Origin of the sequence: Halomonas sp. FeN2 (assembly GCF_020595105.1) — a bacterium.
GTDB classification, from domain to species: Bacteria; Pseudomonadota; Gammaproteobacteria; order Pseudomonadales; family Halomonadaceae; genus Vreelandella; species Vreelandella neptunia.
The window spans coordinates 3,024,409-3,044,353 of sequence record NZ_CP074200.1 but is presented as its reverse complement, the minus strand read 5'-3'; the positions used below and the strand labels follow the sequence as shown (position 1 = coordinate 3,044,353).

Below are 19,945 nucleotides of genomic sequence, written 5' to 3'. Positions count from 1 at the left end.
TCAAACTGTTCATAAGTTCGGTCAAAACTCAGGATCCCAGTCGACGACCATACGGCCCTCTTGGGAACTGATTTCGATAATGACGTCGTCTGGCAAAAACGGCAGCAGTCGCTCGCGCTTGTCGATTGAGTCTGAATCGCCGCGAACCACCATGACATCGTTGGCGCCGGTTTCAAACAGGTAGCTTACCCGTCCTAGCCGTTCGCCGGCCTGAGTGAAGACCGCCATGCCTTCAAGCTCATGCCAATAATACTCATCGTCGGAAAGCTCAGGCAGCGCCTCTTTGGGCATCAAGATATCCGTTTGGGCTAATGCTTCCGCCGCACTACGGTCATCGACCCCTTCAAGCTGCACCACAAGTCCTTTGCCCTGCCGACGCCCTTGAACAATGCTTATGCGCTTCAGTATTTCACCTTGGCGCACCCACCATTCCGGGTACTCAAGAATGCTGTCTATTGGGCTAGTGTAGGAGTACACCTTGAGCCAACCTTTCACCCCATAAGGGCTAGTCAGCTTGCCTAGCACCACATGCGTGTCGTCAGTTTGGCTTATTTCAAAACGCGTCATCGACGACCTCAGCTACCCAGCACTCACTTTCTTTCTCACACAACAAGTCTCGGACAACAAGACTCAACAGCAGGCTTAAGCCTGTTTGCGTGCTTCTTTAACCAGCTCAGCAACACGACCAGACAGCTGGGCGCCTTGGCTCTGCCAGTGAACAACGCGGTCTAGGTCAACGCGCAGACGCTCTTCCTGACCACGGGCAACCGGGTTGAAGAAGCCGATACGCTCGATGAAACGACCGTCGCGAGCGTTACGCGAGTCGGTAACGGTCAGGTGGTAAAAGGGACGCTTCTTGGCGCCACCACGGGCCAAACGAATGGTAACCATACGATAACTATCCTTCGGTTGAGGTTACGAGAGTGTGTTTATAGCGCTAACCGCTATCGGAACACTCGTCGTGCTGTTTGCTTGGCGCTAAACTGGCATACAGCCACATAAAAGCGGCTTGCACGACCTTTTTTAGCACCATAAAGGCCTTCATTGAGCGCTGCTACTGCTACGTTTTGACGTATTTGGGCAACACCCACGCATGAAGAGGCCGCATTCTACGCAAATGCGCACGACTTGGAAAGCCTGACAGCCAGAAAACTCACAACGCGTCAACCGCTGCATTAAGCACTACTGCGCGGGACAAGGGTAACGCCGACCCTGATGACCTGATTGTCGCAGGTTGGATTGTGAACCCGGGTTTCGAGCAGGCGCAGCGCCTCAAGCGCCGTCTCATTGACAGGATTACGCACAGTGGTCAGCGGGCAGCGCCCCCAGGCAGCCCCAGGCACATCGTCGAACCCAGTAATAGCCACGTCATCCGGCACCTTGATTCCGCGCTGCGCTGCAGCTTCAACAACCCCCAATGCCATGGCGTCGTTCGCACACATAATGGCATCGAGTGCCAAACGGGAATCCAACAGCGCCAGCCCTTCGCTTACCCCGCTCGATAGCGAGAAATCCCCCCGGCGCTGTACCTGCAGTGACAAGCCGTAATGGGCCAATGCCTCTTCAACGCCCTGACGGCGCTCTTGATCCGAAAAGGTATCTGCCGTGCCACCCAGCCAAGCAATACGCCGTCGCCCCTGCTTGACCAGACGTTCCACCAACTGCCACATGCCCTTAATATTGTCGCAACACACCGCATCGGCGCCGTTTTTTTCCAGAACCCGACCGATCAGCACCAGCGGCGCTCCCGATGCCTGGCAGCGATCAGCAATATCACGACTGACCGACCCTGCGGCGACAATGGCCCCCTCCACCTGGTAGGCCAGCGCATGGTCAATCATCTCGGTCATGTTGGCATCCCGAAACGCGGGCAAAAGCAACGGCTGATAACCATTGGCACTCAGCACTCGAACGATGTGTTCCAGCAACCAAGCCTCATAGGGCCGGGATATCTCACCCGCCACTACGGCCACCAAGCCAGTACGCTGACCTGTTAGACCGCGGGCAATCAAGTTGGGGCGATAGCCCAGAGTTTGAGCCACGCGCAGCACGTGCTCTCGCTTCCGGACGGCCACCGACGCTCCCGGGGTAAACGCCCGCGACACCATTGCCCGGGATACACCGGCCGCTTTGGCGACATCATCTGCGGTTACACGCACCGGCATAACCCACCGCATTTAACTATTCCAGGCACGCTTTTACCGCCCTATCAACGAGATAACACCGGCCATTTTAGCATTAGTGGGCAGACATCGGAGTGTTTTAAAAGCTACATCAAAGCGTCACAGATGCACGGTAGTTTTGTTTTATCGCAATTTTGCACGCGCGTTCAAAAGCATTTTTTAACATTACTCTCAAAGCGGAGGCTGACCGATGCGTACCGAAGCGCTGGCACTCAGTGACGTGACAATTGACCTCAGGCAGCAGCGCATTCTGGAAAGCATCCACCTTGATGTGGAGCCGGGCAGCTTCACCTGCCTGCTAGGACCTTCCGGCTGCGGCAAGACAACGCTATTGCGCGCTATTGCCGGCTTTACGCCCTTGAGTCGCGGCGATATTCGTCTCGGCTCAAAATCGATTACCCATTTGCCGCCCGAAAAGCGCCAGACCGCGATGGTATTTCAATCCTATGCCCTGTGGCCCCACATGAGCGTTGGCGACAACCTGGGCTACCCATTAAAGCTGCGAGGCGTTCCTCGACCAGAACGCCAGCAGCGGGTGGCCGAGATATTAGCCAGACTCGAATTGAGCGGCTTTGAGAGCCGTGCGGTAACACAGCTTTCCGGCGGACAGCGGCAACGAGTCGCCCTTGGTCGTGCACTGATCATTGACCCACCGCTGCTGTTGCTTGACGAGCCACTCTCCAACTTGGATGCCGCTATTCGACGCAGCTTGCGCGGTGAGTTGCGCCGCCTGCAAAAGTCGCTGGGTATCACCACCATCATGGTGACTCACGATCAGGAGGAAGCCCTCCAGATGGCTGACCAGATCGTACTAATGCGCGCGGGTGAGATCGTACAAATTGCCTCACCTCAACATCTCTATCAGCACCCCGCCGACCTCAACGCCGCACGTTTTCTTGGCGTGGATAACACGGTGACCGGAGGAGAGCATGACCCGCTCAGCGCCAAAGGCGCCGCCAGGTTCGGCTTCCGGACGCGTGATGCGCGGATCAATCCTCCTCTTAACAACGCCGCTCTTACCCGTAAAGGGCGCGTGACTGACTGTGTTTACACCGGCGATGGCTATCAGGTCTCGCTGACGGCCGATGGCGAAGAACTCTGCGCCATGGCCGCCTCCCCTATTGCTCTAGGCACTTTCGCAACGCTTCAGGTGCCTGAGTCGGCTCTGATTCCCTTCGGGCCGGATGACCGGCAACTGCCGCCACTTGATCGACATGAGGATATCGCATGAAACCCTTAACGCTTACGCTCGGCCTTATAACCGCCACCCTCGCCGTCCCCGCCATGGCCAACACAACGCTTAACGTGTTTACCGCGGGTGATGACAACATGGTTGAGTACATCAACGAGTTTCTCGCCCCACGATTCGAGGCCACGCACCCCGACGTTACCGTGCGCGCAATGGGTACCGGCCCTGGTGATGCTGGTAGTCAAGCTATCTATGAAACCCTTAGCGCCCAGCGCGACCAGGCAACCTGGGGCGTCGACGTGGCGGTTGTCCACCAGCGCATGGCCGGGCAAATGGTTCAAGAAGGTCTGCTCGCCAATTACGTTGATGACATTTCCACCGGCGCTTTAGCCAACTCGGAAAGCGCGCGCAATGCATTAGGCGTCGATGTCGAAGGTCACGTGATGCCGATGTTCCAAAGCCAGATCGCCATCGCCTATAACCCTGACCTTTTAGAACAGCCGCCTGAAAGCTACGCAGCGCTAGCCAACTGGGTTGAAGAGCATCCAGGCGAGTTCGGCTATAACGGCATTACCGGTGGCATGGCGGGGGTCGGCTTTGTGTTCGGCTGGATGTACGCCTTTACCGACATGGCCGACACGCTGCAAAACGGCCCTTGGGAGGAGGATGCGCCAGCACGCTGGGAGTCAGCGCTAGACCAGCTGAGCACATTTAATCAACACGTCACCATGACGCCCGGCAATGCGGGCACCCTGGATGCCATGAACCGCGGCGAAATCGCCATGGGGCCCGTGTGGATGGATATGTACTACACCTGGAAGGCCGATGGCCGCCTCAACCCCAACTTCCGCTTGCTGCTGCTCGAACCCGGCATGCCCGGCCAACCGATGTACTACACGATTCCCGAGCGCGCCGCTGAACCTGACCTGGCCGCCGAGTTCATTGCCCTGGCAACCAGCCCAGAGGTTCAGGCCGAAGGCATCGTTGGTCAGTTCAACTGGTTCCCTGGCATCGACGCTGAGCATGTTCGCGGCGAGCTAAGCGACGCTCAGTGGGAACAGCTCTACGCGGACGTGTCACCCGAGACCCTCGCCGCCCGCGGCTTTTCGATGCCCCAGGCTGACTACTTTCGCGCCATCCTTGAAGCCTACGAAAGCCACGTTAGTCGTTAACGTTTAGGCCGCCCATTACCAAGGGGGCGTTTGCCCCCTTCTTCGTAGAACGCTTTTATGACCACTTCATCCTCTATAGCAGTTTCAGCTATCGCACCGCGAAAGCCATTTAGCCAATCAGCCCTGGGCACGCTGCTGGTTCTGCCAGCGTTGACAGCCATTGCGTTGCTCTATGCGCTGCCCTTGGCCCGCTCGCTCATCACTGCGTTTCGTGACAGCGACGGCACCTGGACAAGCGAGCATATTGCCCGGGCATTTTCACTCTATGGCCGCGACGTACTGTTCTCTATCGGCGTTGTATCGGCATCCCTTACGCTAATCGCGCTGGTCTCCATCGCCATTGCTGGCTATCTCGTACTGGGCACCACGCCCTGGGCAGTGCGCATGCTGCGTTGGCTCTACCGCTGGCCGCTATTTATTCCTTTCGTGGTGTCCGGTCAGCTCGCGCGCTCGTTTCTGTCCACTAACGGCATGATGAACGGGGTGCTGGTGGAATCGGGCTTGATGGCGGCAGACAGCGCCCAGAGTTTCCTCGACTGGCGGGGACTGGTACTCACCTTCGCCTGGAAGCAGATCCCGTTCGTTACGCTGCTGCTCGCGGGCGCCATGGCAGCAATCGACCGCAGTCATATTGAAGCCGCCCGTAATCTGGGCGCGGGGCGGTTGCGCTGCCTTTTCAACATTCTATTGCCGCAAGCGGCGCCAACGCTGTGGGTAGGACTGATTCTCTCGCTGGTCGCTATGCTCTCGGTGCTATCCGTGCCACTTATGCTGATCGCCGGCAACCCCACCATGATGACCTCGATGATGGCCCACCGCATTACCTACTACGGTGATTACGGCATCGCCAACGCCTTAGGGCTTTTCTCCTATGCGCTAACCGCCATGACCGCCTGGGTGTATCTGCGTCTAACGCTACGCCGGGAGGCAACCGCATGAGGGTATCTAAACGACTTGCGCAGATCGGGCTTGGTTTGATGCTGGGCTTGGTGGCTTTTATTGTCTTTGGCCCACTACTGAATCTTGCCATGTGGGCATTTGCCGAGCAGTGGTTCTACCCGAACCGCTTTCCGACCGACTGGGGCTTCGCCTTCTGGGAACGCGTATTTCGCCCTCGCGCAGGGGCCTGGGTATCGCTGTTTAACACGGTGGTCGTTGCACTGCTGGCGGTACTGCTTTCGATGGCGCTGGCGATACCCGCGGGTTATGCGTTGGCACGCCAAGCACTGCCTGCGCGTAATGTCATCATGCTGCTTTTTTTGTTGCCGCAAGCGTTTCCCAACCTGCCGATCTTCGTCAACATCGCGGCCATCTTCTACCAGTGGGGGCTCAACGGCACCCTGGTCGGCGTGGTGCTGGTGCACTCTTTGCCTGGGCTCGTCTATGCGGTTTGGATTGCGACAGCCACCTTTGCAACGGTGGATCGCTCGCTGGAGGAGGCCGCACGCAACCTCGGTGCCTCACCGCTACGCTGTTTCGCCGACATCACTCTGCCCCAGGCCCTACCTGGACTACTAGCAGCCTCGATCTTCGTATTTCTCGACAGTATCGATGAGTTCACCGGTACGTTTTTTGTCGGTGCGCCGGAAATCACCACGCTTCCGCTTCTCATGTTCAACGCCTCAATGGGCGGCAACTATCAGGTCGCTGCTATTACCGCGCTAATACTGCTGATCCCCTCTGTCGGCTTCATGCTGATTATCGAGCGCTTTTTGAAAGCCGATGTATTGGCCCGCATTGGCCGCTAGCCGTTGCCGGCCTCTTAACAAACTTTTTGCCAGGTTTTACCTAAATGCTGATTGCCCATTTATCTGATTTACATCTTTTCACCGAGTGCTCCGAAACGGGTGAAGCCCGTGCCGATATCGCGCAGATTGTCGAAAGCATCATCGCTGACCTGCTTACACTGAACCCTTTACCGGATATTGTAGCTATCAGTGGCGATTTGGCCGACGGCGGCAGTGATGAGGACTATCAATTGATACGCCACCTGCTTGCGCCACTCCCCATGCCCATTCTGGCAGTGCCTGGCAATCACGATAGACGCGAAGCGATGCGGCGAGTGCTGGGCAATCGTTTGGCGGGGCTTGAAGCAGGCGAGTTTATGCAATCTAGAATCGACACCCCTGGCGTCACCCTGCTGGGCCTGGATTCGGTGGTAAAGGGAGACGCACGGGGGGCGCTGTGCAATACGCGACTGGTGTGGTTAGAAAAGCAGCTTCAGCACACCCAGCCAGTCACTTTTCTGGTTCTGCATCATCCGCCCTTTAAGACGGGGAACCCGCACTGGGATCCTTATAGCCTGATCGAAGGAAGGGAGCACTTTATGGAGATCATTAGCGGCTCACCCAAACGCATTTTGTGCGGGCACATCCATCAGCCTTTGCATACCTACTGGGACGGACATTATGGCGGAATCGCCGGGAGCCCGGCGTTTCAATACAATTTAGTGCCGGGCAGTGTCAACGTACCGACTGCCTGCAAGGTACCTTACAGCTACCCCTTGCACGACTGTCGACCAGACGGCAGTGTGATCGTACACCTGCGTCATGTGGCTCAGGCTTAGAGCTGGACTTAGGGGCTCAGGTTACCTGAGCCCGCAGAAGCTTAGCGCCGCGGCAGTCCGCCGGGGCCGCCCATGCCACCGGGGCCTCCCATTCCGCCAGGCCCACCTGGGCCTCCGCCGCCCATCATGCCGGACATGCCACGCATCATTTTCTGCATGCCGCCCTTCTGGCCCGCTTTCTTCATCATCTTCTGCATCTGCTTATGCTGCTTGAGCAGGCGATTCAAGTCAGGCACTTGCAGGCCGGCACCGGTGGCAATGCGGCGTTTGCGCGAGCCGTTGATAATATCGGGCTTGCGGCGCTCTTTAGGGGTCATTGAGTTAATCAACGCTTCCAGCTTGCCCAGCTCTTTCTCAGGGCCGGGGCCTTGGGCCATCTCGGCCATCTGCCCCATACCCGGCAACTTGCCCATCAGACCGCCCATACCGCCCATTTTCTTGAGCTGCTGGAGCTGGTCGCGAAAATCTTCCAGGTCAAATCCGTCACCCTTCTTGACCTTTTTAGCCAACTTCTCGGCTTTGGACTTATCGACGGTGCGTTCGGCTTCCTCGATCAGCGACAGCATGTCGCCCATCCCCAGGATGCGCGAGGCGACACGGTCTGGGTGGAACGGCTCTAGGGCATCGACTTTTTCACCGACGCCCATAAATTTGATCGGTTTGCCGGTAATGTGACGTACTGATAGCGCCGCACCGCCGCGGGCATCACCGTCCGCTTTGGTCAGGATCACACCGGTTAGCGGCAGCGCTTCGCTGAACGCCTTGGCGGTATTGGCAGCATCCTGACCGGTCATGGCGTCGACGACAAACAACGTTTCCTGAGGCGAGACCGCTTTATGCAGCGCCTGGATCTCCGCCATCATGGCTTCATCAATCGCCAGACGACCGGCGGTATCGATCAGCACCACATCGTGAAACTGGATCTTGGCGTGCTTGATAGCCGCTTCGGCAATCGCTACCGGCTGCTGGTCAGAGCGCGAGGGGAAGAAGTCCACTTCGACTTCTTTGGCCAGGGTTTCAAGCTGGTCGATGGCTGCCGGGCGATAAACGTCGGCAGACACTACCAAGACTTTCTTCTTCTCGCGTTCGCGCAGGTAGCGGGCCAGCTTGGCCACAGAGGTGGTTTTACCCGCACCCTGTAAGCCAGCCATCAATACAACGGCGGGGGAACCCTTAAGCACAAAGCCGTCGTTGGCTTCCCCCATAATCGCTTCCAGCTCCTGCTGGACGATTTTGACGAACTGCTGGCCTGGCGACAGGCTTTTGGATACTTCCTGCCCAACCGCCCGCTCGCGCACGCGTTCAATAAACGCCTTGATGACCGGCAGTGCTACGTCGGCCTCAAGCAGTGCGCGGCGTACTTCGCGCAGGGTATCTTTAATATTGTCGTCGGTCAGGCGAGCCTGACCCTTGATCGACTTTAACGTCTGGGAAAGACGCTCACTTAGATTCTGGAACATGGGGCCTCTCTGCCTCCGTCACTGCCGTCGGCGCGCACGCCCTGGACTAATTAGTAAAAAGATTATACGCGCTCATGCTTTGAGTCTCCATGGGCAAGTGCCAGCGTTCCTATTGCAAACGACCAGCGCAAGTCGCCATCTGACCGCCATGGATGGCGGAAATGCCGGAATTGTCGGGAACATTTTTCCGGCCATGGCGAAAGACCCTTGCTTACAGCTTTCGCTGGCATTCATGCATACTTACTCCGAGTCTTTAGCTATTTTCATGCGTTTGCCCCGCTGGGCGACGCCGCTTGGATTAGTTATAGTAGTTGGATAGATTCTCATCGTAATCACACTTAATTCGTTTATTTATTCACAGCAACGCGCTGCAAGGCGCACGGATAGCATCATGCAGGCGCTCCCTTTCGCCACGATTGCTTTTGTTCTTTATGTTGCCGCTGCCATTTGGCAGGGCATGACGCTGTTCCGGCGAGTGCCTCCGCGCCAGGGCATGGTTCGCCTGTTCGCCGTACTGGGCCTACTGTTACACATCCCTGTGGTGGTCCAATTAGTCGGCCAATCCCCTGGCCTACTGCCCGGCTTTACCACCAGCGCCACATTGCTGATGGCGGTCGCGGTCAACGTCGTGCTAGTTGCCAGCCTGTTTAAACCGGTGCTTAACGCCGGGATTGCACTCTTCCCACTGGCGGGTATTGCGCTACTCGCCGCCACTTGGCTGCCGAATCAAGGTGGTCATACCGGGCTTACACCGGGCATTTTGTTGCATGCGATAAGTTCAGCGCTGGCGTTTGCCGTGTTGGCCATTGCCGCCGTCCAAGCGGTGCTGGTCGGTCTACAGAACCAGGCGCTACGCCACCATCATATCCGCGGCATTGTGCAGTCGTTACCGCCGCTCACCACCATGGAGCGGGTACTTTTTGAGCTGGTGTGGGCGGGCATTATTTTATTGACGCTGTCCATCGCGAGCGGGCTTATTTTTCTGGACAACTTCTTTGCCCAGCATTTGGCGCACAAAACCGTACTTTCGCTACTGGCCTGGGTAATCTTCACGACCCTGTTGGTTGGTCGATATCGCTTTGGCTGGCGCGGCATGCGTGCCGTGCGCTGGACACTGGGCGGTTGCGGTCTGCTGGTGTTGGCCTACTTTGGCAGTAAGTTTGTACTTGAGATACTGCTCAATCGATAACGGCTCAACCGCTAACGGGGCGCAACCACGCCTTTGGTTGTCTTGACACACTACTCGCTACCTTCTACAAATCGAGCCTAATTCGCCACAAAGGACTTTTCGACTTGAGCGACGACTTCCCCCTGGGGTTACTGTTCGGCCTGCTAGCCTTACTGATACTGCTTTCTGCGTTTTTCTCCAGCTCTGAAACCGGCATGATGTCGATTAACCGCTACCGCTTGAGCCATCAGGCCAACAGCGGTGACCGCAGAGCCAAACGGGTCATGCGCCTGCTCACCCGTCCAGACCGCCTGATTGGCGTTATCCTGATCGGTAACAACTTCGTCAACAACCTGGCGGCCTCAATTGCGACCATTATCGCCATTCACTTCTTCGGCGACGTATCTGGGCCTGCAATCTCTACCGCTCTGTTGACCATCACGATTCTTATTTTTGCCGAAGTCACGCCGAAGACCTACGCCGCGATTAAACCCGAGCGGATCGCCTACCCGACATCCTACGCCCTTGAGCCGCTGCTCAAGCTGCTTTACCCACTCGTATGGCTGGTTAACGTGATGTCTAACGGCCTGCTCCGGTTGGTAGGCGTTAAAAGCGTTGATAACGGGGGCGACAGCCTGACCCGCGACGAATTACGCACGGTGGTTCACGAGGCGGGTACACTAATCCCCTATCGTCACCGGGCGATGCTGCTGTCGATTCTTGATCTTGAGAACGTCACCGTGAACGACATCATGGTGCCACGCCACGAGGTGCTGGGTATCGACCTGGATGATACGCTCGAAGATATTTTGACTCAGATCCGTACCAGCCAACACACCCGGCTGCCGGTCTATAAAGGCGATATCAATAACATTATCGGCATGCTGCATCTGCGTAACGCGGCACGCTTTCTCTCCCGGGACGAAGTCACCAAAGCGTCTATCGTGCAGGAAGCTCGTGAGCCCTACTTCATTCCCGAATCCACACCGCTACATACCCAACTGCTCAACTTTCAAAAGCAGAAACGGCGCATCGGCATTGTGGTGGATGAGTACGGCGACGTAGAGGGCTTGGTTACGCTGGAAGATATTCTGGAAGAGATCGTGGGCGAGTTCACCACCGATGTCTCTGAGGATGAAGAAATTCACCAGCAGGACGACGGCAGTCACGTGATTGAAGGCACCGCCAATATTCGTGAGATTAACAAGATGCTCGGCTGGCAGCTGCCTACCGATGGCCCCAAAACGCTCAACGGGTTAATTCTTGAGCACCTTGAAGCCTTTCCAGAAGGCCCGGCATGCCTACAGATCGGCAATATGCGCATGGAGATTCTGGAGATCCGCGATAATCTCATTACCTCGGCGCGCTGCTGGCAAAAGTTGCGGGCGCCACGGCGCTAGTCAGTCATAAACGAATTAACGGCGGTTGGCTAAATCTTGGTCAGCCGCCGCCTTTAGCGCCCTAACCCGCGCTTCGAGAAACCGCCGCAGCGCTATGCCATCGGCGTCCAGGCGGTTGAGCGGGGGCCCAAAGTGCAGGCTCACCGGCGCCCGAAAACGCTTAGGCCACTTCTTTAGCGCCTTGCCATCATGGTGAGAGGTCCACGACCCCCACAAGCCTGCCAGGCCCGCCGGAATCACCGGCACATCGTCGCGAGCGAGAATAGCCTCCAGGCCACGCCGGAAGGCGTGAATCTCGCCATCCGGGGTCAATCGCCCTTCAGGAAAGACCATTACGACCTGCCCCTTTCGCAGCGCTGCGCTCACGTCATCCAGGGCGCGCCTAAGAGCGCCGGGGCTGCGGCGTTCAGACTCAATGGGAATTGCGCCAACCAGCTGGAACCACCACTTAAGCCAAGGCGAGTCAAAAATCGGCTGATCCATCACAAAGCGTAGCGGCCGGGGGCTAGCGCCTCCAAGCACCAAGGCATCCATAAAACTGACGTGGTTACACACCACCAGCGCGGGCCCCTGCTTGGGGATATGGGTACGCCCATGCACCTGCAGCCGGTAGCAGAGGCGCATTGAGACAAAAATCAGCCAGCGCAGCGCCTGACGTCCCGCATTGACACACCAAGTCACGTCGCCGCCTCACGATGGCGTAGGCCCGCCAAAATGGTACTCATCAGTTGATCCAGCAGCTCATCTACTTTTAATTGCTGCCCCTGCCAATAGCCCAACCGCTCATTCAGCCCCAGCTGGACTAACCCATGAACGCTGCCCCACAGTGTGCGACCCAAACGGCGAGCTTCAAGATCATCCAGCGCCGGCTGGTAGGCTTTAAGCGATGCTTCTACTTGGGTAAACAGCGCTTCGATCAAATCGCTCTGGCGCTGATCAAGCTCGCCCTCTTGGGCCAGCGGGTAATCAAACAGCAACTGCCAGCGGTAACAATCCTGCTCTGCGAAATGCCAGTAGGCACGCGCCAGCGAACGTAACCAGGGTTCAGGGGCATCGTCGCTCAGGCTGGTAATGGTGTGCTGTAAACGCGCCAACGTTTCTACATTGACGTGCTGCAATAAGTTATTGAAGCTGCCATATAGCTTCAGTAGGGTGCTGGGGGCGCAGCCGACCTCTCTAGCCAGGGCACGCAGCGAGAGACCATGGACTGGCTGCTCAGCCAACCACTCATCGCAAGCGTGCATGACCTGCGCGTGGAGGGCATCGGGCGCATGCTGTCTAGGACGGGCCATGGCGATCTCTTAAGGTCAACGGCAAACAAGGAGGAAGCCTCACTGCGCTTTAGCGGGAGCAAGGGATACGATAGGATACCTTACATCGAACACTGTTTTCGACACTAAAACGCTACATTTCGTGCTTTATTGCGCGAAGTCCCCCGCCATCCAGGTACACTTCCACGACGATTCTGCTTAAGGAGATAGCTATGACGGGGCGATTGCACGTGCAAAATTTACCGCTGACCCGCTTATTGCCAACGCTAGCCACTCCTGAACCATTGATTGAGTCGCCCAACCTAGCGCCTCGTCGGCCAATCTCTGCTATTCGCTTAGAGCAGGGGCAGTACCGGCTCTCATCGATTTTCTGGGGCCTGACGCCGCCCTGGCTGGAGGTGCTGGATCACGCCCCCCACTGCGCACGGGCGGAAACCCTTGAATCACGGGCGATGTTTCGCGATGCCTTTAGCGCGCGCCGCTGCGTTATCCCGGTGAGCGGTTTCTATGTATGGAAAACCCAGCCACGCAGCAAGCAACCCTATTTAGTGACCCAGGTATCCCGGGCGCCGCTGCTGCTGGGTGCACTCTGGTGCCGCTACCACACCACGTTAACGGCGTTTACCGACTCGGCTGCACTGATCACCGTGCCCGCCAACCTGCTGTTGTCGCCGTTAACCGACCGCTTGCCGGTCACTATACCCAGCCATGCGTTATCCGCCTGGCTCAACCCAGACACCGATACCGAAACGCTTAATTCACTGTTAGCACCCGCACCATTGGAACTGTTGGGCGCTTTTCCGGTATCTAAACATGTCAATAATCCCGCCTACCAGTCACCGGCCTGTGCCCATCCTACCGGGTCGATGCTGCGTTGGGCTGTGTCACAGGAGCTGTAATGTTGCGATCCACTTGCATAACCCGCTGGCGTGTTTTCCCGCAGTGCGCAGTGATTGGCGTTATCGCCAGCATGGCGTTAACGCCGCTGGCCTTCGCGGCCACCGATGACGCCGTTGGCGATGCCATTGCTGACACGGTCACCCCGATCATTAGCTCCTATGACAGCCGCGATTACCGGGTCTTAACGCTCGATAACGGCCTCAATGTGCTGCTAGTCAGCGACCCGGAAGCGGACAAGGCGGCAGCGTCGATGAATGTGCGGGTAGGCAGCGCCCAAGATCCTGATGATCTTAAGGGGTTAGCACACTTCCTAGAGCATATGCTGTTCTTAGGCACCGAGCCCTACCCGGAATCTGATGCTTACCAACGCTATATTTCCAATAACGCGGGCTCTCACAACGCCTTTACCGCGCAGCAGGATACCAATTACTTTTTTGATATTGAGCCCTCGGCACTGCCGGGCGCGCTTGACCGTTTCAGCGAATTTTTCCTCTCGCCGCGGTTTAACGCCGACCACCTGGAGAGCGAGCGCAGTATCGTTCACTCGGAGTACATGGCGCGTATTCGTGATGAGTCCCGGCGCGAAAACGATGTGCTCAACCAACTGCTCAACCCTGACAACCCCACCACCGGCTTTGCCGTGGGTAGCCGGGAAACCTTAGCCAGCCCGCCGGAAGGCGAGGCAACGCTACGCGAGCGGGTGATCGATTTTTATCACCAGCATTACGACGCCAATGTTATGAACCTCGCGATCGTGGCGCCCCAGCCGTTGGATCAGCTGGAGGAGTGGGTAGCCGAGCGCTTTGCCGATATTCCCGACAACGACTTAAGCGTGCCGACGATTGACGCGCCGCTGGTTGATTCAGACACGCTACCCCGCTATATCGAGCGGCAGTCGCTACAGGATCGTCGTCAATTACGCTTCTACTTCCCAGTACCCGACCCCACTGACGACTACCGTACAAAGCCGACCCAGGTAATCGCCCACCTGCTTGGCGATGAAGGTGAAGGTAGCCTGTTAGCGGTACTGCGCGATGCAGGTCTGGCCGACGGGCTTTCCGCCGGTGTAGGCCGCGGCGATGGCAACGAAGCGCTATTCACTATCTCCATCAGCCTGACGCCCGCAGGCGCCGAACGCTTGGACGATATTGAAGCCACCCTGTTTGCCGCCATTGAGCAACTGCACAATGAAGGCCTCGCCGGATGGCGCTACGAAGAGCAGGCAAAACTCAATGAGCAGGCCTTCCGCTTTCAGCAGTATGGCGCCCCGCAGCAGGAAGCCACTCGCCTTTCCATGAGCCTATCCCGCTACCCAGTAGAGGACGTGCAGTACGCGGCCTACCGCATGGATGGCCCCGATGCAGAGCGTCAGCAGGCTTATCTTGACGCGCTAACGCCGGATAACATGCTGCGCTTCTACTCAGCACCGGATATCGAAAGCAACACCGTCTCACCTTGGTTCAACACCCAATGGGACGAGCAAGTGCCCGAACAGCCGGGCCAGCCCCTGAGCGGTTTGGCACTTCCGGGGCCCAATCCCTTTATCGCCAGTGACCTGACGCTGCTTGAAGGCCAGGATGAGCGCCCCAGCCTGCTAGTCGAAACACCATCATTTACCGCCTGGCATATGCAGGATGATCGTTTTAACACTCCCAAAGTTGAGTGGCGGGTCAGCCTACAAAGCCCCACCGCCAGCTACTCAGCTCATGAAGCAGTGCTCACTCGGCTGCTCGCCAGTTGGCTCAACGACAGTTTGAATGAATCCCTCTACCCAGCGTGGCTGGCCGGGCAATCGTTTAGCGCTTATCCCCACGCCAGGGGCATGACGCTATCGTTCTCAGGCTGGCGTGATGGCCAAACCCCGCTGATTGAACAAGCCCTTGAGCAATTAGAGAGCGCCGAAATCACCGACAGTGCCTTCGAGCGCGTGCGTTATCAGCTGCAGCGTGAGTGGCGCAACGCGCCCCAGGCGTCGCTCTACGGTCAAGCCAGCCGCACGCTGGGCGAAGCGTTACTCACACCACAATGGTCTACCGCTGAGCTTCTCGCTGCCAGCGAGCGCTTTGACCGCAGCCACCTGGAAGATTTTCGCCAGCGCTTTCTAGATGACCTGTACGTCGATGCCATGGCGGTGGGCAACCTGGACGCTGACCTGGCGCGTGAACAGACACAGCTGATGCGTGCCAGGCTAAAACCGCGGTTAAAGCGCGACGATATTGCCAACCTCACCCCGCTTGCAGCGAGTGAAGAGCACAGCGTGCTGCACCCTCACAGCTCTCGGGATGAGTCCTTGGTACTGCGCTATCTGCAAGGCCGCGATCAGACGCCAGAGGAGCAAGCCACCACCATGGTGATCGCTCAGTGGCTGGAGACACCGTTCTACCAACAGCTGCGCACCGAGCAGCAGCTCGGCTACATCGTGAACGCTGGCTATTCGCCGCTGCTCGAAGCGCCAGGGATTGCCCTTATGGTGCAATCACCCGACGTGGAGAGCGGCACCATTGCCGAGCGTATGGATGTGTTTCTGGATGAGGCTAACCAGCGTCTTGAGCAACTCAGCGACGCTGACTTAGCGCCTTATCGCCAGGCTGTTCACGACCAGTTGCGCCAGCGCGATACCAGCCTTGCGGGCATGGCTAACCGCTACTGGCAAGCCACCGCGTTGGAAGACGTGCGCTTTGATCGACGCGACCAACTGGCCGAGCTGGTGCTGAACGTTAGCCTTGAGGATATTAAGGCCCTATGGCCATCGCTGCGCGAACACAGCCTGGACATACGCTTTAATCCGGGCGACGAACCTAGTGATGTCAGCGACTATCGTGAGAAGCGCTCGCCCCTGCCCAAAACTAAATAAGAGCTCGTGAAGCTAGCAAACGGAATCAGCTTGAAGCGGGGGTTATTCGCCATGGATGGCGAATTTAGCGCCCCCGCAGAGAGCTGTTTCGTTTTTTTTACTCAGCACCTCAGGCGTCAAACGCTTGAGCCGGCATCATGGCTTCCACAAACATCACCAGTTCTTCCAGAATCTGGCGCTCACGATCAGTGAGGGTTTGCTGATTGTACTGAGCAATTTCCCGCGCAAACGCCTTAAGCGTAAAGCCCGCCAAGGCCGGATCATTGATCCGCATCCAGCGAAATGCTTCCCACTGCTCGCGCTCTTCACCTTCCAACGTGTCGGGGTAACTGCGCGCACGAAAGCGAAACAGCATCTCTTCCAAGCGCGGATCCTGAAACGCAAAGCGCTGCCCCACCAAATCCCACGGCTCCATCTCTCGCACTCGCTCCATCTGCTGACGGTCGGCGGCGGAGAAGAAGCTGCCCGAATAGAGCATTAGATCCGGGTCTTGCGGCGCATCGTCGTAACCTGCACTAAACACCTCGGCGACCTTGGCGGCAACACCGCTGGCATCGCGCAGGGTTTTCCAGTGCTGCCGACAGGCCGCCACATCCAAGCCTAAGCGCGCAACGATGGCGCCATACTCACCCTGCTGAGGCCCCTCAACGTCTTTCAAGGCACTGGCGGGAAACACCACCGGGCAGCGGTTGATATGGATCACCTTCAGCGGAATACGCGCCTCGCCTTCGGTTAAATCCTGCTGGCTGACAAACACGCGCTCACGAATCTGCTCCGCCGACATACTCAACATATCGCTGGGATCAACGCTCAAATCGTAAACGATCACCCCATTAGGGTTGGTTGGATGTTCGGCCAGCGGCATGACCAACGCACTACAGCCCCGGCTGGCGGGATAACGGCGGGAGATATGCAGCAGCGGTTTGGCGTTGGGTAGGTCGAGCTGCTTGGCCACCGCACGTTTACCGCGCAGACCGAGTAGATAGTCGAACAGCTTCGCATTGCGCGCTTTGAGCAAACGGGCCAAGGCGATGGTGGCACGCACGTCGGCTACCGCATCGTGGGCACCCTCATGGGCAATGCCGTTCGCCGCGGTTAAGTGCTCAAGCTTGAAGCTGGGCGCGCCGTCTTCGCGCAGCGGCCACTCAATGCCATCCGGGCGCAGTGCATAAAAGGCGCGCACAACATCGATTAAATCCCAGCGGGAATTGCCGTTTTGCCACTCACGGGAATAAGGGTCGAGCAGATTGCGGTAAAACAGATGGCGGGAGACTTCGTCATCAAAACGCAGGCTGTTATAGCCCACCACGCAGGTGCCCGGCTCACTCATATGGCGCTGAATCTCGCCAGCGAACTCTGCCTCGGGTAGACCATGGCGTTGAGCTTTTTGAGGGGTAATACCGGTAATCAAACAGGCGGCAGGATGAGGCAAGTAATCATCGGCGGGTTTGCAGTAGAGCTCGATCGGCTCACCGATCTCGTTCAGATCGGCATCAGTGCGCAGGGCAGCGAACTGAGCGGGCCGGTCGCGACGCGGATCCGCCCCGAAGGTTTCATAGTCATGCCATAGAAAACTGGCAGGGGCAGCATTGGGTGGCGCCATGAACAATCACTCCGCTGGGCAGTTAAAAGCCCAAGCCTAGCACACCCGCCGCCCCTTTCGCCCCGTCTTCAGTTCTTGCACTTAGGCGAAGGCTCAGCTCTTGGGAAGCGTAACGTTAAGCTCCAGCACCGAGCAGTTGTCTTCACTGTCCAAGGAAATTTGAATGGCGTCGTCATCCACGTGGACGTAGCGACGGATCACCTCAAGCAGTTCGCGCTCCAGCATCGGCATATAGTCGGGCTGGCCGCGCTGGCTACGCTGATGCGCCACAATAATTTGCAAACGTTCTTTGGCTACTGAGGCAGACTTCCTGCGCTCACGCTTCAAGAACTCCAGTAATTTCATCGGCGCGCCCCCCCAAACATACGGCTCAGCAGGCCTTTGCGCTGCAATTCGTGAAAACGCAGCGGCATGTCCTCACCGAGCAGGCGCGATACCGTATCGCTATAGGCTTGGCCCGCGTCGCTGGAGATATCGTGGGTTACCGGCACCCCCTGGTTAGAAGCACGCAGTACGGCTTCCGATTCAGGAATTAAGCCCAGCAAATTAATCGCTAAAATCTCGCGAATATCGTCAAGCGTCAGCATATCGCCAGAGGTAACTCGCTCTGGGTTATAGCGGGTCACCAACAGGTGCTCTTTGATAGGGTCATCGCCCTGCTCTGCACGCCGGGTTTTCGAGGCTAGTAGCCCCAAAATACGGTCAGAGTCACGCACTGACGATACTTCAGGGTTGGTAACCACAATCGCCTCGTCGGCAAAGTACATGGCCAACTGCGCACCACGCTCTATACCAGCGGGAGAGTCACAAAGAATGAAGTCGAAATCTTCTCTCAATTTCTCCAGGATCTCCGCGACCCCCTCTTGGGTCAGGGCATCCTTATCGCGGGTCTGGGAAGCTGGCAAAATAAACAGATTCTCGACACGCTTATCGCGAATCAGCGCCTGGTTAAGCCCCGCTTCACCTTGAATCACGTTGACTAAGTCATATACCACGCGTCGTTCGCAGCCCATGATCAGGTCGAGATTCCGCAGGCCCACATCAAAATCGATGACGACTGTTTTTTTACCGCGCAACGCAAGCCCCGTTGAGATGGCTGCCGCGCTAGTGGTTTTACCGACCCCTCCTTTACCAGAGGTCACTACAATTATCTTGGCCAAGAGTCACTTCCTTCTTGAAGTCGTTCGTCGCGAGCGCGAGTCAGTCAGCGCTCTGCGCATAACGGGAACGTCAATGTCATCAACATGCCATACTGTAACGGATAGCGCCTTCGGCGTCGCTAGGCATGAAGCACCAACGCAGCCTCATACAAATACCTTAGCTCAGTGGCTTAATTTCAAGCTGTTCTTTTGTAAAGTGAACTTCTGCGGGCCGCCTCAGAAGCTGTGCATCAATATCTTCCGAGCGCTTGTAGTTGCCTGCCACAGAAAGCAGTTCAGCCTCCAATTCTCGGCAGTAGATACCCGCTTGGGTATTACCATGAATGCCCGCCAGCGCACGGCCACGCAACGCGCCATAAACATGAATACTTCCAGCGGCCAGCACTTCTGCCCCGGCATTCACCGCCCCAATCACCACTAAATCTCCATCAGAGGCGCTTACTTGCTGCCCCGACCGCACGGTACCGCGATAAAGCCGCGTGGCAAGCGAAGGCGCTTCCGCCTCGCTCACTGCCTCCTCACGGGTGACTTCTTGCACTGGCGAGTTACTGACACTTTCCAGCACCCGGGCGCGGCCCTCTGCCACCGGAGGAAACCAACCCAACCCCAGCGCCCAGGCCGATTGGCGAACCGGCTCAGTGCCGCCGCGCACGGCTACCGGCAACAGCTTATGGTCACGGCACACGGCACAAATGCGCTCAAGGGCTAAGTGGGGTTCATCGAGTTTTTCCACGCTGAGGACAACCGGTGTATGCTGAAAGAAAGCAGGGGACTGGGAGAATTTGCCAGCCAACTGTTGCCGGATTTGCTCCGGATCAGCGCTACTTAGCTCCATGACGGTCATCGGCAGCATGCCGCCTTTGAAGGTAAAGGCCACTGCGGCACTATCCACGTTAAGGCTCATGGCCGAACTCCCCGTCATGTTCAGATAAGATAAAGGTAGCGTACTATCACGCATTTCGTCGTCTAGAAACACTGTAGTCTAAAAACAGTGTGGTCTAGAAGCAGTGTGGCCTAGA

Annotated in this window: 19 protein-coding genes; 9 read left to right on the top strand and 10 right to left on the bottom strand. The window is 57.3% G+C overall.

Annotation, left to right across the window (positions count from 1 at the left end; all coding sequences use genetic code 11):
- Positions 1-21 precede the first annotated feature (21 nt).
- The 3 genes from rimM to KF947_RS14090 form a co-directional block, all read right to left on the bottom strand.
- Positions 22-567, bottom strand: a complete 546-nt coding sequence (gene rimM, locus KF947_RS14100) for a ribosome maturation factor RimM (protein ID WP_227404232.1) — start codon at positions 565-567, stop codon at positions 22-24.
- A gap of 75 nt (positions 568-642) precedes the next feature.
- Positions 643-891 (bottom strand): 30S ribosomal protein S16, encoded by a 249-nt coding sequence (gene rpsP / locus KF947_RS14095; RefSeq protein WP_007111767.1) that lies wholly within the window; start codon positions 889-891, stop codon positions 643-645.
- Positions 892-1,175: 284 nt separating this feature from the next.
- Positions 1,176-2,177: a LacI family DNA-binding transcriptional regulator gene (locus tag KF947_RS14090; RefSeq protein WP_227404231.1), complete on the bottom strand. Its 1,002-nt coding sequence runs from the start codon at positions 2,175-2,177 to the stop codon at positions 1,176-1,178.
- Positions 2,178-2,373: 196 nt separating this feature from the next.
- Here KF947_RS14090 and KF947_RS14085 point away from each other — a divergent pair, with 196 nt between their 5' ends.
- From KF947_RS14085 to KF947_RS14065, 5 genes are read left to right on the top strand one after another with little or no spacing between them, the layout of a single operon-like run.
- Positions 2,374-3,414: an ABC transporter ATP-binding protein gene (locus KF947_RS14085; RefSeq protein ID WP_227404230.1), complete on the top strand. Its 1,041-nt coding sequence runs from the start codon at positions 2,374-2,376 to the stop codon at positions 3,412-3,414.
- Positions 3,411-4,544: an extracellular solute-binding protein gene (locus tag KF947_RS14080; RefSeq protein ID WP_227404229.1), complete on the top strand. Its 1,134-nt coding sequence runs from the start codon at positions 3,411-3,413 to the stop codon at positions 4,542-4,544. Before KF947_RS14085 ends, KF947_RS14080 begins: the two co-directional genes overlap by 4 nt.
- Before the next feature lie 57 nt (positions 4,545-4,601).
- A complete protein-coding gene (locus KF947_RS14075) occupies positions 4,602-5,483 on the top strand; it encodes an ABC transporter permease (RefSeq protein ID WP_133731002.1) in 882 nt (293 codons plus the stop codon).
- Positions 5,480-6,292 (top strand): ABC transporter permease, encoded by an 813-nt coding sequence (locus KF947_RS14070; RefSeq protein WP_133731003.1) that lies wholly within the window; start codon positions 5,480-5,482, stop codon positions 6,290-6,292. The genes KF947_RS14075 and KF947_RS14070 overlap by 4 nt, the downstream gene beginning before the upstream one ends.
- Positions 6,293-6,336: 44 nt before the next feature.
- On the top strand, positions 6,337-7,110 hold the full coding sequence (locus tag KF947_RS14065; RefSeq protein WP_227404228.1) for a metallophosphoesterase: 774 nt from the start codon (positions 6,337-6,339) through the stop codon (positions 7,108-7,110).
- A 41-nt stretch (positions 7,111-7,151) separates the two neighbouring features.
- Here KF947_RS14065 and ffh read toward each other — a convergent pair whose 3' ends face one another.
- Positions 7,152-8,570 carry a signal recognition particle protein gene (gene ffh, locus KF947_RS14060; protein WP_133731005.1) on the bottom strand — a complete coding sequence of 473 codons (1,419 nt, stop codon included), beginning with the start codon at positions 8,568-8,570 and terminating at the stop codon, positions 7,152-7,154.
- Between the two features lie 391 nt (positions 8,571-8,961).
- Here ffh and KF947_RS14055 point away from each other — a divergent pair, with 391 nt between their 5' ends.
- Both KF947_RS14055 and KF947_RS14050 read left to right on the top strand, forming a co-directional pair.
- Positions 8,962-9,759 (top strand): inner membrane protein YpjD, encoded by a 798-nt coding sequence (locus KF947_RS14055; RefSeq protein ID WP_227404227.1) that lies wholly within the window; start codon positions 8,962-8,964, stop codon positions 9,757-9,759.
- A 104-nt stretch (positions 9,760-9,863) separates the two neighbouring features.
- Positions 9,864-11,138 (top strand): HlyC/CorC family transporter, encoded by a 1,275-nt coding sequence (locus tag KF947_RS14050; RefSeq protein WP_133731007.1) that lies wholly within the window; start codon positions 9,864-9,866, stop codon positions 11,136-11,138.
- A gap of 15 nt (positions 11,139-11,153) precedes the next feature.
- Here the strand turns inward: KF947_RS14050 and KF947_RS14045 are convergent, their stop codons facing one another.
- Positions 11,154-11,819, bottom strand: coding sequence for a 1-acyl-sn-glycerol-3-phosphate acyltransferase (locus tag KF947_RS14045; RefSeq protein ID WP_227404226.1), 666 nt, complete (start codon positions 11,817-11,819; stop codon positions 11,154-11,156).
- Positions 11,816-12,430, bottom strand: a complete 615-nt coding sequence (locus KF947_RS14040; protein WP_133731009.1) for a TetR/AcrR family transcriptional regulator — start codon at positions 12,428-12,430, stop codon at positions 11,816-11,818. Before KF947_RS14040 ends, KF947_RS14045 begins: the two co-directional genes overlap by 4 nt.
- A 191-nt stretch (positions 12,431-12,621) precedes the next feature.
- Between KF947_RS14040 and KF947_RS14035 the strand changes: the two genes are divergently transcribed.
- Both KF947_RS14035 and KF947_RS14030 read left to right on the top strand, forming a co-directional pair.
- Positions 12,622-13,308: an SOS response-associated peptidase gene (locus KF947_RS14035; RefSeq protein WP_227404225.1), complete on the top strand. Its 687-nt coding sequence runs from the start codon at positions 12,622-12,624 to the stop codon at positions 13,306-13,308.
- The gene (locus KF947_RS14030; protein WP_227404224.1) at positions 13,308-16,163 is read left to right on the top strand and encodes an insulinase family protein; all 2,856 of its coding nucleotides are present in this window, start codon (positions 13,308-13,310) and stop codon (positions 16,161-16,163) included. Before KF947_RS14035 ends, KF947_RS14030 begins: the two co-directional genes overlap by 1 nt.
- Before the next feature lie 109 nt (positions 16,164-16,272).
- Here the strand turns inward: KF947_RS14030 and sbcB are convergent, their stop codons facing one another.
- From sbcB to minC, 4 genes are all read right to left on the bottom strand, one after another.
- A complete protein-coding gene (gene sbcB / locus KF947_RS14025; protein ID WP_133731012.1) occupies positions 16,273-17,766 on the bottom strand; it encodes an exodeoxyribonuclease I in 1,494 nt (497 codons plus the stop codon).
- 93 nt (positions 17,767-17,859) lie between these two features.
- The gene (minE, locus tag KF947_RS14020; protein ID WP_007111776.1) at positions 17,860-18,111 is read right to left on the bottom strand and encodes a cell division topological specificity factor MinE; all 252 of its coding nucleotides are present in this window, start codon (positions 18,109-18,111) and stop codon (positions 17,860-17,862) included.
- Positions 18,108-18,926, bottom strand: a complete 819-nt coding sequence (minD, locus tag KF947_RS14015; RefSeq protein WP_133731013.1) for a septum site-determining protein MinD — start codon at positions 18,924-18,926, stop codon at positions 18,108-18,110. Before minD ends, minE begins: the two co-directional genes overlap by 4 nt.
- 157 nt (positions 18,927-19,083) lie before the next feature.
- A complete protein-coding gene (minC, locus tag KF947_RS14010; protein ID WP_227404223.1) occupies positions 19,084-19,830 on the bottom strand; it encodes a septum site-determining protein MinC in 747 nt (248 codons plus the stop codon).
- Positions 19,831-19,945: the final 115 nt, after the last annotated feature.